Origin of the sequence: Daejeonella sp., assembly GCF_049655485.1 — a bacterium.
Lineage (GTDB): Bacteria > Bacteroidota > Bacteroidia > Sphingobacteriales > Sphingobacteriaceae > Daejeonella.
In genome coordinates, this window is the sequence record NZ_JBASJU010000074.1 from 1 (window position 1) to 15,672 (window position 15,672).

14 protein-coding genes are annotated in these 15,672 nt (G+C 38.1%); 13 read left to right on the forward strand and 1 reads right to left on the reverse strand.

Going from position 1 to position 15,672, the window contains the following annotated elements; all coding sequences use genetic code 11:
- From WBJ10_RS03210 to WBJ10_RS03265, 12 genes are all read left to right on the forward strand, one after another.
- A partial coding sequence (locus WBJ10_RS03210) for a sugar transferase (RefSeq protein ID WP_424288112.1) occupies positions 1 to 858 on the forward strand: 858 nt, incomplete at its 5' end.
- Between the two features lie 61 nt (positions 859 to 919).
- Entirely contained in the window at positions 920 to 1,597 is a 678-nt protein-coding gene (locus WBJ10_RS03215) for a TolC family protein (RefSeq protein ID WP_424288113.1), read from the forward strand.
- 5 nt (positions 1,598 to 1,602) lie between these two features.
- Entirely contained in the window at positions 1,603 to 3,774 is a 2,172-nt protein-coding gene (locus WBJ10_RS03220; RefSeq protein ID WP_424288114.1) for an exopolysaccharide transport family protein, read from the forward strand.
- Between the two features lie 64 nt (positions 3,775 to 3,838).
- Complete coding sequence (locus tag WBJ10_RS03225) at positions 3,839 to 5,287, forward strand: O-antigen ligase family protein (protein ID WP_424288115.1); 1,449 nt, start codon at positions 3,839 to 3,841, stop codon at positions 5,285 to 5,287.
- The gene (locus tag WBJ10_RS03230; RefSeq protein ID WP_424288116.1) at positions 5,277 to 6,179 is read left to right on the forward strand and encodes a glycosyltransferase family 2 protein; all 903 of its coding nucleotides are present in this window, start codon (positions 5,277 to 5,279) and stop codon (positions 6,177 to 6,179) included. Before WBJ10_RS03225 ends, WBJ10_RS03230 begins: the two co-directional genes overlap by 11 nt.
- Positions 6,180 to 6,350: 171 nt before the next feature.
- Complete coding sequence (locus WBJ10_RS03235) at positions 6,351 to 6,992, forward strand: acyltransferase (RefSeq protein WP_424288117.1); 642 nt, start codon at positions 6,351 to 6,353, stop codon at positions 6,990 to 6,992.
- A gap of 12 nt (positions 6,993 to 7,004) precedes the next feature.
- Positions 7,005 to 8,231: a glycosyltransferase gene (locus WBJ10_RS03240; RefSeq protein WP_424288118.1), complete on the forward strand. Its 1,227-nt coding sequence runs from the start codon at positions 7,005 to 7,007 to the stop codon at positions 8,229 to 8,231.
- Positions 8,218 to 9,405: a glycosyltransferase gene (locus WBJ10_RS03245; RefSeq protein WP_424288119.1), complete on the forward strand. Its 1,188-nt coding sequence runs from the start codon at positions 8,218 to 8,220 to the stop codon at positions 9,403 to 9,405. The genes WBJ10_RS03240 and WBJ10_RS03245 overlap by 14 nt, the downstream gene beginning before the upstream one ends.
- A 12-nt stretch (positions 9,406 to 9,417) precedes the next feature.
- Positions 9,418 to 10,167, forward strand: coding sequence for an FkbM family methyltransferase (locus WBJ10_RS03250; protein ID WP_424288120.1), 750 nt, complete (start codon positions 9,418 to 9,420; stop codon positions 10,165 to 10,167).
- A 221-nt stretch (positions 10,168 to 10,388) separates the two neighbouring features.
- Positions 10,389 to 11,267, forward strand: coding sequence for a beta-1,6-N-acetylglucosaminyltransferase (locus WBJ10_RS03255; RefSeq protein ID WP_424288121.1), 879 nt, complete (start codon positions 10,389 to 10,391; stop codon positions 11,265 to 11,267).
- An 80-nt stretch (positions 11,268 to 11,347) separates the two neighbouring features.
- Positions 11,348 to 12,694: an oligosaccharide flippase family protein gene (locus WBJ10_RS03260; RefSeq protein WP_424288122.1), complete on the forward strand. Its 1,347-nt coding sequence runs from the start codon at positions 11,348 to 11,350 to the stop codon at positions 12,692 to 12,694.
- Positions 12,695 to 12,781: 87 nt separating this feature from the next.
- Positions 12,782 to 13,579, forward strand: coding sequence for a glycosyltransferase (locus WBJ10_RS03265; protein WP_424288123.1), 798 nt, complete (start codon positions 12,782 to 12,784; stop codon positions 13,577 to 13,579).
- Positions 13,580 to 13,609: 30 nt separating this feature from the next.
- Here WBJ10_RS03265 and WBJ10_RS03270 read toward each other — a convergent pair whose 3' ends face one another.
- A complete protein-coding gene (locus WBJ10_RS03270) occupies positions 13,610 to 14,731 on the reverse strand; it encodes a hypothetical protein (RefSeq protein ID WP_424288124.1) in 1,122 nt (373 codons plus the stop codon).
- A 291-nt stretch (positions 14,732 to 15,022) separates the two neighbouring features.
- Between WBJ10_RS03270 and WBJ10_RS03275 the strand changes: the two genes are divergently transcribed.
- On the forward strand, positions 15,023 to 15,672 hold a 650-nt coding region (locus tag WBJ10_RS03275), incomplete at its 3' end, for an HAD family hydrolase (RefSeq protein ID WP_424288125.1).

Below are 15,672 nucleotides of genomic sequence, written 5' to 3' on the forward strand. Positions count from 1 at the left end.
TACAAGGAAACCATTCAAGTTGCTAAATCAATAAAAAACAACTGGTATACACGTAACCTTGCTATTATTTTCATCCTGTCTGAAAACGATCCAAAGATTGTTAAAACAGCGCTTGACCTCGGTATAAACGATTGTTACATCAGTCCTATACCTTTCGAAGACTTAAAGGAAAGAATAACGTTTTTGAACACATTTGCGATCTTAAAATCACGCATAAGCAATGCTCCCGCATTACTTGATAAAGATTACAGCATTCAGATCGTTAAGCGTGCATTGGATATATTGATATCTGCAACTGCATTAATATTCTTAAGCCCTCTATTTTTGATAGTAGCTATCTTAATCAAACTAGATTCTAAAGGCAGTGTATTCTACACCAGCAAACGTGTTGGTACAGGCTATAGGATTTTTGATTTCTATAAATTCCGTACTATGAGAACCGATGCTGATAAAGAGGTTAGTACTCTTATTCAGAACAATCAATACGGAAATGCTGCTTTCTTTAAATTACAAAATGATCCTAGAGTAACCAAGCTAGGAAGCTTTTTAAGAAATACCAGTATTGATGAATTGCCGCAGCTTTTGAACGTTCTGAGAGGTGAAATGTGCCTTGTAGGAAACCGTCCATTACCATTATATGAAGCAGAACTATTGACTACCAACGAATGGTCAACCAGATTCCTGGGCCCTGCAGGTCTTACAGGCTTGTGGCAAGTAAGCAAAAGAGGGAAGAAAGATATGTCAGAAGTTGAAAGAAAAGAATTGGACAACTATTATGCAGCAAATTTTTCTCTAAAAATGGATCTGGATATTATTCTGAAAACTTTCCCTGCCCTTATCCAAAAAGAAAAAGTGTGATATCGGAAACCATACGCACAAATAAATCAACGATCACAAAAATAATAATATCAAAAACACAATGAAAAAGACCGGCCTTCTATGCCTTATAATATTATTAGGCGTAGCAACAAGTTACGGACAACAATCGCTTGTCTCGCAAATAAACTATAACCAGCTGGAAAAATATATCCAATCGGCGAAAGATAACTATCCGCGAAGACAAATAATGGCCTTGAACACTGAGGTTGTTGCAGCTGATGTGCCGGCCGCGAAAGTGTCTTATCTAGACATTTTTAATGCGTCCTATATTTATCGTCCAAATAATGCGGTAGCACTTAATGCGGCGAATCCATTTCTTGTAAATGGGTTTCAGTTCGGTGTAAGTATGACGCTCGGAAATTTCCTTCAAAAGCCTTTTCAGGTTAAGAAAGCTCAATCAGAATTAAAAATTGCCAAGTTGGAACAGCAAGAATACGATGTCATTTTAGCAAATGAAGTAAAAAGCAGATACTATGCTTATATCCTTCAGCTAAATGAATTGAAACTTAGAACTCAGTCGGCACAAGATAATAAAACAGTTTCCGATGACATGAGATATAAATTTGAGAAAGGCGAAATAACACTGCAAGCTTACAATTCTTCAAGGATAAGTGCTACAGGAGCCGATTCAAGTCGTATTCAGGCTGAAATAGATTTCCTTAAAGCAAAAGACGCCCTTGAAGAAATTATAGGTAAAAAATTAGAAGAGGTAAATTAAAGACAATGGAGACCAAAAAATTATTTAAGCTTTTAAAGCGCCACGTTTGGTTAATTATTTTACTCCCAATTTTAGCGTTGGGGATAACATATTTAATGGTAAAAGACCTCCCGGAAGAATATAAATCTGAAGCACAACTGTCCACGGGTCTGGCGGATCAGTCGCAGCAAATGACGTCTGCGCAAAACATGGATTATTTCAGGATAAATCAGCAATTTTCGAGCATCATTCAAATGATGAAGATGAAAAAAATGATAGATATTCTTTCTTATCATTTGATTCTGCATGATCTTAAATCGCCCGAAAATGCTTTCGTGGAATTAAGCGATGAAGTAAAAAGTCTGACTCCTTCTGAAAGGCAGCAAGCTATTGCTTTCTATACGAATAAACTTTATGAAAAATCCTCTATTACTGTCGCAGACAATGGCAAGATAAAATATTTCGATATTTTGAGTTCGATGGGTTACGATGAGAAGAGTATTCGTAAAAAACTGGAAGTAATTCGTAATGAAAACAGTGATTTTATAAGTGTTGAATACATCTCCACAGACCCTCTGTTGTCTGCCTTTGCCGTAAACACTTTGGCAAGTCAATTCATAGGAACATATGAGCAAAATGTCAATAGTAATCAGACGAAGTCTATAGCCTTGCTGGATTCATTATTAGATGAGAAAGAAGGGGTTATGAATGCCAAAAATTCCGAACTTAAGAATTACAAAATGGAGAATGGAGTACTAAATTTAGGTACTCAGTCAGACATCCTTTACGCGCAGATTTCTGCGTATGAAGAGCGTAAAGCACAAGCAATAAGAGATATACAGTCTAATCAGGGTGCAATTGCAAGTATAAACAGCAAATTAAACAGCTCAAGCAGCAATTATGCAGGAGGTACGGTTGTTAAAGACAATAATGAAATCATCAATCTTAGAAACCAACTGCAGATAGCAAACGAACGCTATGTTGACGAGAATTTCAGTCCTGTATACAAACGCCGGATCGATTCTCTCCAAAATTTACTTTCGTCACAGGTTTCCAGAACTTCCGACCGATATTTAAGTAACCCTCAGGCTGGAAAAGAAAATCTTCTGGAACAAAAAAGATCTATGGAAGTTTCCCTTGATCTTGCAAGAAATAGCATCCGTTCAATCGACAGAGAATTAGCACAATTGAAAGGCAAATATAATGCATTAGTACCGTTTGACGCTGGAATACAGGGTTATGAACGTGATGCCGACGTAGCTACAAAAGAATACCTGGAAGTACTTGAACGGTTCAATCAAGGTAATATTGAAAAAAGTGTAGGATTACGTTTACAGATAGCTCAATTAGGTTTGCCTGGTTTACCGCAAACATCAAAACGTCTTCTGTATACTTCACTTGCCGGCGTGGCCGTGTTATTTATCATACTTACGGTTATACTGTTCCAGTATCTGTTTGACAAGTCTATTAACAATTCTAAAGAATTGGCTAATGCAACTCAAAGTCCTGTTTTAGGAAGCCTTACCATGGTTAAAGAACCAGGTATAGACTTGCAAAAAATTTGGAACAACAGTGATGAACCTACGTTCACCGTGTATAAGGATCTATTAAGATCTTTAAGGTTTGAAATAGACCATCAGCTAGCTCCCGACCAAAATGTGGTTGGTATAACGAGCATGAAATCCGGAGAAGGAAAAACGTTCTTGTCATTAGGTTTGGCTTACGCTTTCGCGATGACAGACAAGAAAGTGCTACTGATCAGCAGTGATTTTGAAAAGCCTGAAAAAGGCAAGAAAGAACTTCCTGCACAGTTTTTTGAGAACTTCCTCGTAAAAAGAGAAATTGAACGCGAAGATTATATTACGGTTCTTAACACGAAATCAGCAAATGGCTCTCTATTTGAAGTTCAAAGTGAGAAAAGTTTAAAAGCTGGTTTTGAGATATTAAAGAATCAGTTCGATATAGTTATAGTTGACATCAACAGCATGGGTAACAGTAACAAAGCCAAAGAATGGTTATTGTTTACTGACAAAAACGTAGCCGTTTTCGAAGCTGGTAAAACGCTTTCTGAAGATGACCAGGATTTTGTATCATTTATGAAGAACCAGGAGGGATTCATGGGTTGGGTGCTTAATAAAGTCAAAGTTGGCGAACTAAGCAATAACACTCCACTCTTAATGACCCCTAAGTACGCTTAATTCAATCAATGCTAAGACTCCGATTTACTTGAGGTCTTAGCATCATTAAAATTTTATTATTATTATGAGGCAATATATTATTTCCTTGCCTGAAGTATTTCAAAAGGGCATGCTGCTACTTTTAGGGCTATTAATTGTCCTAATTGTGGGTTTTGCCACTGCACAGTTTGGTTTCCTGGTTCCTGTCGCCTTAATCATTTTAGCTGTTATTACATCGCTGGTAGTTGGAATATTTAAGAATCCGATGGCAGGATTTATTGCCTCTATATCGTATAGTTTCCTTTTCTTCATACTGGTCCGGGAGGCCGATGGCTTTCCTTTTGGAGTTGGAATAGAGTTGTTCTTGTTTTTAACGTTGATAGCTACTCTGGTACATTTCAGAAGTTTTGATTGGAGTCTGCTAAAGAATGACTTTTTTTACCTGACTTTATTTTGGTTCATAATCAGTGTACTAGAAATTGCAAACCCCGCCGGTGCTAGCGTTGCGGGATGGATGCAGGAGATCAGGACTTCAGCCTTATATCCCCTTCTATTTACCTTTCTCGCATTTTTATTTTTCAATAAGTATAAACATCTGGACTTGTTCTTGAAACTTGTTATTGTTTTCTCCATAATTGCAGTCATTTATGGGATACGGCAGACCTTAATAGGACTGACACCAGGCGAACAAAACTTTTTAGATAACGGTGGTGCAAGTACACACCTTATATGGGGTAGACTACGGGTCTTTTCATTTTTTAGCAATGCCAGCCAGTTTGGAACTTCACAAGCCCACATAGGGTTAATAGCTTTTATATTAGCGTTAGGTCCTTTCAAATGGTGGAAAAAGATCACCCTTTTTCTTATAGCAGCGTTCCTGCTTTATGGTATGCTTATCTCCGGAACAAGGGGAGCACTGTTTGCGCTGATTGTTGGCGGCATCACGGCCATCTTCCTGAGTAAGAACTATAAAATTTTGATTATCGGAGCTATAGTTTTAGCATCAGGTGTCAGTGTTCTCAAGTTTACAACCATTGGAAATGGCAATTATGAAATCTTTCGTTTGAGAACAGCGCTTGACCCGGAAGATGCATCGCTAAATACCCGTTTTATTAATCAGGAAATATTAAAGGATTACCTAAAAAGCAGGCCTTTTGGCGGAGGGCTTGGTGTGTCCGGATTTTGGGGAGCAAAATATAATGCCGACAAGTTTCTTTCTACAGTCCCACCAGACAGCTATTGGGTGAAGGTCTGGGTTATGTACGGAGTTGTGGGGCTGGTAGTCTGGTTCTCGATGATGATGTATATCCTGGGTAAAGGTTTCGGCATAATATGGAAGATTCAGAATAAAGGATTACGATATAAGTTAATTGCGCTATCCTCCGGTGCCGCGGGAATTTTCTTTGCTAGTTATGGCAATGAAATCATGAACGATATGCCTTCAAGTATGATTATTAGTATATCCTGGGCATTTATTTTCATGGGTCCAAGGTTAGATCGCGAACTTTCAAAACCTAATCAGGATGAGAAATAATCCATTAGTATCAATAATTACGGTTAATTACGATCAGCCGGAAGTGACCTGCGAAATGCTTGAATCACTTAGAAAACTCAGTTATGATAATATTGAAGTCATTGTTGTAGATAATGCTTCGCCGAAACATGACCCGCAAATCATAAAAGATAAATATCCTGAGATAAAGCTTATCAAGTCGGACGAAAACCTCGGCTTTGCTGGTGGAAATAATCTGGCGATTAAAGAAGCTTCCGGGAAATATCTGTTCTTTTTAAACAACGACACTGAAGTGACTAAAGATTGTATCGAACCTTTGGTCAACCTTTTCGAAAAGGACAAGACGGTCGGTGTAGCTTCTCCCAAAATAAAATTTTTTGAGTCAGAAGAGACCATTCAGTACGCAGGTTCAACGGAAATAAACCCATGGACCGGCCGTAATAAAGGCATCGGAAGTATGGAAAAAGACCAGGGACAATTTGATGCTACATCAAAAACTGATCTGGCTCACGGTGCAGCGATGATGGTTCCAAAAGCAGTGATTGATGAGGTTGGCTTAATGCCTGAAATCTATTTCTTGTATTACGAGGAACTGGACTGGTGTGAAATGATCAAGAGACAAGGATACACTTGCCATTATGTAGGACAATCTTCGATCTATCATAAAGAATCTATTTCTGTAGGTAAATCATCCTTGCTTAAAACATATTACATTAATCGTAACAGGTTACTGTTCATCAGGAGAAATTTTATAGGGTTCCAGAAATGGTCAAGCTATTTTGTATTTCTAGCTTTGGCTCTTCCAAAACGGTCCCTTACACATGCTTTAAGTGGTGAATGGAAACATTGTACAGCTTTATGGAAAGGCGCATTTTGGAATTTTAGATCACCAAATGAGTTACCATCTGCTTAAACAACATAAATAATTAAACGCAAACGAAAAAAAATGCCATTTGAATTTTTCTTAATACCGGGGATCATCTTTTTGATTGTCGGATTTCTGAGCGGAAAAAAAACATACAAAAAACTTAATCCTTAATTATTGTTTATATAAACAGTTTTATCGATTTCAATAAAACATAAGATGACAATATATACGGGCGATGATATTTCTATAAAATCCAGAATAAAGGCTAATCCTTTTTTAAAAAAGATTGCCCTAAGAATGCTGGTCCCCAAAAATGAGTACAGGCCAAGGGTATGGGTTAAGTGGATTCTAAATCCATTAAAACATAAACGAGGTAAAGGTTCAGTCATAAGAAGCAACTCGCGGACAGACTTATTTCCATACAACAATTTCTCGATCGGCGATTATGCCATCATCGAAGATTTCACAACAATTAACAACGCCGTTGGGGAGGTGTCGATCGGAGATAAAACAATCGTTGGAATCGGATCGGTAATTATCGGCCCGGTGATCATCGGAAATAATGTTATGATCGCTCAGAATATCGTTATGTCCGGCTTAAACCATGGATATGAGGATGTAAGCCTGCCTCCTTCTGAGCAGCCTGTAACCTGCAAACCTATCATTATTGAAGACAATGTATGGATAGGTGCGAACAGTGTGATTACTGCGGGAGTAACTTTAGGCAAGCATTGCGTAATTGGAGCGGGAAGTATTGTTACAAAAAACATCCCGGAATATAGCGTTGCGGTGGGCAATCCGGCGCGCGTAATAAAAAGATATAATAGTTTGAACAAGTGTTGGGAAAGCCAAAATTAATAGAATTGAATAATGCTTAGGAGCAGGACACGCAGAGATATAGTGATCATTGGCCAACAGCCATGGGATACGGAAATTGGAAGCAATTGCAAAGATATTGCCCTGGAAATGAGCAAAAAAAACCGGGTCCTTTACGTCAATTCCCCACTAGACAGGGCGACATTGATAAGAAACAGGAACGATGAAAAAGTTAGGACCAGAATAGACGTATTAAAGGGTAGAAAAAATGGTTTAATCCGGATTAATGATAATCTGTGGAATTTATATCCTGATTGCATGCTTGAGTCGATAAACTGGATCAACATAGAATACATTTTTGATAGTATAAACAAAACCAATAACAGGAAATTCGCGAATGCTATTCAAGGTGCCATAGATGAAATTAAATTCCAGGGTTACATTTTATTCAATGATAGTGAAATGTTCAAGGGATTTTACTTAAACGAGTTTTTAAATCCAGCACTGAGCATTTACTACTCAAGAGATTATATGCTTGCTGTTGACTACTGGAAAAAACATGGCGAACGCATTGAACCACTACTGATTGCCAAGAACGACATATGCATGGCTAATTCGCCATATCTAACTGATTATTGCAAGAAATACAACCCGAATTCTTTTTATATAGGCCAGGGCTGCGACCTCGAATTATTTGAGGAAATACAGGATCCACCTGCCGACCTGAAGAAACTTGGTCGCCCTTTAATAGGCTATGTTGGAGCTTTACAATCAATCCGCTTAGATATCGACCTTCTGGCGGGTATAGCATCTGCGCGTCCAGATTGGAACATTGTCCTTGTGGGTCCGGAAGATGATGTTTTTAAAGCAAGTGTTCTTCACGAATTTGAAAACGTCATATTTACTGGTCTAAAGCCTCTATCCGAATTGCCAGCTTGCATTCAGGCATTTGATGTCTGCATTAATCCACAGCTCGTCAATGAGGTTACGATTGGCAATTACCCGCGAAAGATAGACGAATATCTGGCAGTAGGAAAACCAGTGGTAGCCACCAAAACCCGGGCAATGGACATTTTCAAGGACCATGTGTATCTGGCAGAAAATCTCCCTGGTTATCTGCAGCATATTCAAACCGCATTGGATGAAGATGATGCCCAAAAATCATTAGACCGGAAAGAATTTGCCAAACTTCATACCTGGGAAAATTGTGTAAAAGAAATTTATAAAATCCTCGATAGTGTTCACAGCACTCACTTAGAATACAACTATGACTTTGATTAAATTTGTGTGGATCTTAATACAAATATTTATAGGCTACCATTTGATACTACCTATGTTTCTGTATCTTCTTCGTGCTCTTATTGGGCAGAAAAAAGGAACGGAACGTATTGCCACGGAAGCTGATTACGCAATAATTGTAACTGCTTACGAACAAACAGATCTGTTGCCTTCTGTAGTTGATTCCATTTTAAAGCTTAACTATCAGAACTATCTGATATACGTAGTGGCAGATAAATGCGATGTTTCTAACCTTAACTTCACGGACCCTAAAGTAATCCTATTAAGGCCGGAAACAACCTTATCAAGCAATATCAAATCCCACTTTTACGCTATTGACCGCTTCCAGCGGATGCATGAACGGGTCACAATAATTGACAGTGATAATCTGGTCGATCCCGAATATCTAAATAAGCTCGATCTGATGTTCAATCAAGGATACAAAGCTGTTCAGGGAGTTAGGGAAGCTAAAAATCTCAACACACATTATGCCTGTCTGGATGCTGCCCGCGATATGTATTATAGGCTGATCGACAATAAAGTATTATTTGAAATTGGATCATCTGCAACTTTATCCGGATCTGGGATGGCATTTACCACAGAACTTTACAAAGACTGCCTTGAAAGTTCAAATATCGAAGGTGCAGGATTTGATAAGGTTTTGCAGTTCGAAATATTGAAAAGAGATAATAGAATAGCTTTCGCAGAACAAGCTATTGTATATGATGAGAAAACTTCCCGGCCTGAACAACTTGTTAAACAACGTGCGCGGTGGATTAACACCTGGTTTAAATATTTTGATCTGGGTTTAAAGATGACCGGTTTAGGGATCAAAAAACTGGATTGGAACAAATTCATTTTCGGTATCATGTTAATGAGGCCCCCCCTATTTATCCTTCTGATACTTTCGTTTATTTTCTTATCTATTAACCTGTTGATATTCCCTTACATGGCACTGGCCTGGCTACTGGCGCTCATCATTTTCTTCGCTATGTTTTTTGTTTCATTCTCCTATTTCAAAGCAGATAAAATAGTATACCGGTCATTAATAAACGCTCCCAAATTTATTTTCTATCAACTGGCCGCATTACTTAAATCAAAAAAAGCTAATCAATTATCGGTAGCGACCAAGCATTTTTCAGATAATGAACCCATTTTACAAAGAAATAACCACTAATTGATATCAATAATGAACACTCTCAAAAAGCTAAAAAGTTCTGTCAAGCTCTTCCTTCAGAAAACTCTAGGGTTTAATAACTACTTGTATATATTTTCTTTATTAGCTATTAATCGGGTAAAATTTGAACAAGAGTTTCACTTTTTTAATGACATGATTAAAGACGATGGAATCATTCTGGATATAGGAGCTAACATCGGTATCATGACCACACTAATGGCGCAGAAATCTAAAAATGCGAAATTAATTGCCTTTGAACCTATCCCGGAAAATATTAAAGCTCTTAAACGAGTGGTTGACCATTATAAATTGAAAAATGTAACTATTTACGAAGCAGCACTCGGGGAAGAGAATGGCGAGCTCAAAATGGTCATGCCAATCATTGATAATGTAAAGATGCAGGGTCTAAGCCACGTATTGGAAGAAAAATCAGATCAGATTAATGAACCAGGCAGCGTGTATGTGGTACCAGTTTATAGACTAGATGGGATTAAAGAACTGAATTCCGGCGAAAAAATTACGGCTATTAAAATTGATGTTGAAAATTTCGAATATCACGTCCTAAAAGGAGGTGAACAAATTCTAAAAGACCATATGCCAATAATTTATTGTGAGCTTTGGGACAACGAGAAAAAATACCAAACCATCGAATTCTTAAGGGAACTCGGTTATATTGTGAAAATATTTGAGAAAAATAGACTCGTTGATTATAGGAACCAGTCCGTAACAAACTTCTTCTTCGTCCCTGAGAACGCAGCCTGACAACTTTCACGTAAACATACTACTACAGCATCCTTTCAGGGAGAGTCTCTCGCAAAAACAATTTAGGTGTAGAAGAACTCCCTGCAAAACTTAAAAACCATTTTAATGTTTATCAATCTGATACTACATATACATATGTCAACGAACCAAACATGGCATTCGATATTTAATTCTGAAGCGGGTGGTTCCCGGCAGGGCTATGGATTGACTTACACTATCTCATGAGAGTTGCGCATATAATAATGGCTCATAAGAACCCGGAGCAGCTTGAGCGATTGGTTATTGCAATGAAACACTCCATGTTTGACTTGTACATTCATCTGGATAAAAAAAGTAATATCAATGACTTTAATCATTTAGTAAAATACCCCAATGTGTTCTTCATTCAGAACAGGGTAGAATGCAATTGGGGAGGCTTCAGCTTTGTAAAGGCCATTTTAAATTCCGTGACTGAAGTATTATCATCCGAAAGGGAGTACCAGTTTTTAAATTTAATGAGTGGACAAGATTATCCCTTAAAAACTGCTGGTGAGCTCTATAACTATTTGTCTAAAAACCTTCACACGTCTTTTATTGCTTATGAACGGGTTGATCATAGCTGGTGGGAACATGCGGTGAGCCGTTATAAGACTTATCATTTTACCGATTTTAAGCTGATGGGGCGCTACCTCCTGCAAAAAATTACAAATAAATTAATGCCGCACCGAAAATTCCCACTCAATCTTACTTTATATGGTAGTACAAACTCCTCGTGGTGGGTATTAAGTGCAGATGCTGCTCAATATCTTGTCGATTTTATCAAAGATAACGCTAAACTTAAACGGTTTATGAAATTTACCTGGGGAGCAGACGAGTTTATAATCACTACAATTATTATGAACTCCCCTTTTAAGGACCAGGTTATAAATGATAATCTAAGACATATCAATTGGTCATCAGGCGGTGCACATCCAAAGATTTTTGCAAAAGATGATTTAAACGAACTGGTCAATACAAATAAATATTTCGCCAGAAAATTTGACACAGATATTGATAAGGAAATCCTTGATTTGATTGACGAAAAGAGCAGGGTTCCGTTAAGAAATAATTATTCACAGTAAATTCGAAACCCTCTCCTATCTCTTGCAGGATAGAATTGGATAAATAAAAGACGATCCCATTGAATGGGACCAAATCCGTTATGAGTGTAAAATTGAGTTCGATTTTAACAAAATTAAACAATAAATATATCCTTTCCCTTGCGGGTAACGGGATTATGTCCGGCGTGGGCATGATTACTTCTATTATTCTCTTGAGAGCACTGAGTATTCCTGACATGGGCATTTGGATTTTATTCCTTACCAGCTTTCTTTTGCTGGACACTATCAGATCCGGATTTTTAACCGTTGCGTTTATCAAGTTTTTTTCGGGTGCTGAAGAAGAACGGGGGGATGAAATTATCGGCTCCACCTGGGTTATAGCTATTGCAATCACTGGATTTTTTGCAGTACTTAATATCCCCGCATATTTTATCGGGGAGTATATTGAAAACAAAGGATTATCTCTCTTCTTTAATTGGTTCGGAATCGCTTTTATAGCATCATTGCCATTTTTTGTAGCTACTTGCATTTTACAGGCAAAACAACGTTTCGACCAGCTCCTGATTCTTCGGATATTTAATCAGGGATCTTTTGTTATCCTATTGTTCGTGTTTATTGCATATGATAATATAAATGTACACACAGTAGTATATTCATATATTCTTTCTAATATTCTTTCCAGCCTTATCGGGCTCATCATGGGATGGACCAACTTAGGTAAAATCAAAAACGTATCTAAAATAGCCTTATCGGATCTGTATCATTTCGGGAAATTCAGTGTAGGAACTGCATTAAGTGCCAGCTTATTCGGCACTGCAGATAAGTTTATAATAAATTTTATGCTCGGGCCTGCGGCGCTTGCAATTTATGATACCGGCGGAAAGTTAATCCAGGTGGTGGAAATTCCTTTGCGAAGTTTTATCGCTACGGCCATGCCCACGCTGTCAAGTTATTATAATAAAGGCCTAAGAGAAGAGGTTTTGTTAGTGATGAAAAAATACATCGGAATGATCACAATCATGCTGGTACCATTCACTCTTTTAACCTTTATTTTCGCTGACTACATTATTTTAATTCTGGGAGGTGAAAAATATGTCACAAGTGCAGCCCCCGACATACTCCGTATTTTTATGGTTATTTCTCTACTCTATCCCGTAGACAGATTTCTGGCGCTAACCCTCGATGTTATTCATATGCCGAAGATCAATTTTTACAAGGTGCTTATTATGCTTACAGTAACCATTATTACAGATTTCATAGGAATTTACATTACAGGAAATGTATTTGGCGTTGTAGTAGCAACCGTGTTTCCTGTGATAACAGGAATTCTGATTAGCTTCTATGCACTGAATATGCACTATTTAAAATTCAATTTTATTGATATATACGTTTTAGGTTTCAAAGAACTTAAAATATTACTAAACAATTCATTGGGACTCGCTAAATAACAGAATATTTAGGCTTGCTTAAACAATCTCATTCATAAAACGTTCCTTAACAGTATAACAAAATTTCCAAAAAATAAACTATTTCAATTGCGACCTCTCACTATACCCGATTTCGTCAGGAATGAACAGCACACTCCTGATTGGTTTTTAAACCAAATCGAAGCTATACATGCTGCTATGTCTAAACTTCAATCAGAAAACCCTGATGTAACTGTTGTAATTCCAGCGTACAATGAGGAGGAAACTATTCTTCGGACCTTATCGTCACTATCTAAAACAAATAGTATACAGAAGATCGAAATTTTGGTAGTCGACAATAACTCTTCGGATAGTACAGGCGAACTCATTAAAAAAAGTGGTGCGAAATATCTTTTTGAAGGAAACCAGGGTGTTAAACATGCACGAACTGCTGGACTTCACGCTGCTAAGGGGAAATACATCCTTAACGCCGATGCCGATTCCATTTATTCCCCTGATTGGATCGACTTGATGACGCTACCCTTAAGGGAGGAAAAAATAGTTTGTACCTATGGCAGATTCGCCTTTTTCCCTGAAGAGAATACTTCCCGCAGGTTCTATTTTTTTTACGAAAGTGTTGGCGATTTATACAAGCGTACTATACAAAAGTTAAAAGATGAAGCCATGTATGTTTATGGCTGCAGCTCGGGATATAGAAAAGAACAAGGTATTATGGTGGGCGGTTATGATCACCCTGTCGGTTCAAATGAAGACGGTTATTTGGGGCTCAAATTAAGAGAACGATTCGGCCGTTTAAAACGAATAAGCGATAACAAAGCTTTGGTTTGGACATCCGACCGCCGTCTGAATGAAGAAGGAGGCGCGCCAATCGCATTCGTCAACCGACTTAAAAAAGCTTTTTCTTAGGAGCGACGCTAAAATTACCACCTCATCAAACTAGAAACTTATATTAACGAGTCCCTTTAAGTTTGAGCTGTTGCCGCGGGCGTTATGAACTTTAATACTTTGTATTGGACTGTCAGAATTAACCTGCAGGCTGAAATCTTTGAACAGAGTTTCTTTTTCCACCTTTGAAACATCCAGAGTGATCAACAGTTTCCCATCGGACATAGTTTCCTTTTTAACGATTTGCTCTTTTAACTGCAGGTATTCCACCATCTCCTGCATCGTTGTAACCCAGCACTGATCGTTCGAACTTGATTTAATGTGTGAAGCCAGTGATTTAAATGCTTCCAGGTCGGGAGCGTGTGTTCCCAGCCTGTAAAGCATTCGTTCCTTACCGTTGCTTTTATTAAAGAGGCTGGTAATTTTTGCTTTTATTGCATTGATCCCCGCCGCATCCCATTTGTCGTTAAAGTCCCTGCGAAAATGCAATCCGCTCTTTGGCAAGGTGTTCACATCAACATAATCGCCATACATGGGGAATGACTGAAACCCCTCGAAATGATTTGTAGACGTGGTCGCGATAATCCCTTGTTGAAACGCAGGCGATAAATAACCCTGATCATTGGAAGGCACTACAAGCGTCCTCATTTTAAAACCTGTCTTATCAAATACAGCCTTTGTGTTTTCACTGATATTTACCGCTACCGGTTTCCCGTATCCAAAATTATCCTTTTCATTAAAGACCGAATGATAGTAGCCATGATTTTCCAATGTCCAGCCTCCTGAAATTATATCGGCGGCCTCCGTTTTTGAAATGTTCCCCTGATAGTTTTCCCATAAATCTCCGTTATTATAATTTCCACGACTGTTTACTGCTATCGCAGACCTAAAACTAACTTCTTTACCAGTCCCATCGGTAAACATTTGTGTTCTCAAATATTTATATAAACTATAAACCGAGGCAGGATTGTCATCAAATTCAAAGTTAATCACTGAAGTTTTATTGTATTTCAAAGATGGTATCGCAGAGGAAGCGCTGGTGGGTACAGAAACAAAGCTAACTTCTACCGTTATCAAGTTCGGATCTAATCTCACCGCATCCGTTGTGGCAATAACCGCCTTTGGTTCTTCTACAACCGTCAGGTCAGATTTATCACAAGACGAGGAAATCAAAATAAAAAGAAACGCTAAACAATTTAATATTCCTTGAAAATTCAAAGGGCTTTTCGTTAACAATTTTTTCATAAGTTCCCTTACGTAATGTATGACAAAAAGTTATAGTTAGTTAAAACAATTTTACTGGGAAATTGTAGTGGAGATCCGGCCAATAGATAGAAACCCATTTTTCTATGGCAGGATCCCTCTCTCCCGCTATCGAAGTGTCCCGTCAACTAAACAATTTCCCCGGTTCCATGTTGAGTAGGTGTCCGTGAAATAAACATAGACTTAAACCGAAATTTGTAAATGGCCCAATGTAAGCTTGTAATTTTTGATGTTGACGGAACACTTTATAATCAGTCGAAATTAAGAAGGAAGATGCTCATTTCGCTATTATCCTTTTATGCCCTCAGGCCCTGGCGATATAAGGAGTTAATAATCCTGCAAACTTTTAGAGCCGAACGGGAAAAAAGAACAGGCAATGTTGGCACGAATCTTGAAAATTCCCAATATGAATGGTGTGCGCGGAAGGCAAATGCTCCAGTTGAAAAAATAAAAAGAGTGGTAGATCACTGGATCTTTAACTATCCAAATCCATTTTTAGCCTCATTTGTTTACCCTGGGGTTAAATCTTTGTTCAACAAGCTACGAGAAGAAGGTATAAAGATCGCGATCTATTCAGATTACAAAGCTACAAGCAAGATGAGTGCGATGGGCCTTGTAGCTGACTTAATTGTAAGCTCTACCGACAGTAATATTGACCGGTTTAAACCAGATCCGACGGCCATAAAGCACATAATGGACAAATACAATGTAAAAGCTAATGAGTGTCTTTTCGTAGGCGACCGGGAAGAACTTGATGGACAGTGTGCTGCAAACGCAGGTGTGCCTTATCTTATTTTGGATAAGAACACAGATCCTGAATGCTTTTTTAAAAATATACAAAACCGAGTCAT

Excerpts from the sequence above, each read along its gene's own strand:
- WBJ10_RS03240 (WP_424288118.1), top strand. The coding sequence starts at position 7,005 with ATGCTTAGGAGCAGGACACGCAGAGATATAGTGATCATTGGCCAACAG.
- WBJ10_RS03250 (WP_424288120.1), top strand. The coding sequence starts at position 9,418 with ATGAACACTCTCAAAAAGCTAAAAAGTTCTGTCAAGCTCTTCCTTCAG.
- WBJ10_RS03255 (WP_424288121.1), top strand. The coding sequence starts at position 10,389 with ATGAGAGTTGCGCATATAATAATGGCTCATAAGAACCCGGAGCAGCTT.
- WBJ10_RS03215 (WP_424288113.1), top strand. The coding sequence starts at position 920 with ATGAAAAAGACCGGCCTTCTATGCCTTATAATATTATTAGGCGTAGCA.
- WBJ10_RS03260 (WP_424288122.1), top strand. The coding sequence starts at position 11,348 with ATGAGTGTAAAATTGAGTTCGATTTTAACAAAATTAAACAATAAATAT.
- WBJ10_RS03235 (WP_424288117.1), top strand. The coding sequence starts at position 6,351 with ATGACAATATATACGGGCGATGATATTTCTATAAAATCCAGAATAAAG.
- WBJ10_RS03230 (WP_424288116.1), top strand. The coding sequence starts at position 5,277 with ATGAGAAATAATCCATTAGTATCAATAATTACGGTTAATTACGATCAG.
- WBJ10_RS03245 (WP_424288119.1), top strand. The coding sequence starts at position 8,218 with ATGACTTTGATTAAATTTGTGTGGATCTTAATACAAATATTTATAGGC.
- WBJ10_RS03220 (WP_424288114.1), top strand. The coding sequence starts at position 1,603 with ATGGAGACCAAAAAATTATTTAAGCTTTTAAAGCGCCACGTTTGGTTA.
- WBJ10_RS03225 (WP_424288115.1), top strand. The coding sequence starts at position 3,839 with ATGAGGCAATATATTATTTCCTTGCCTGAAGTATTTCAAAAGGGCATG.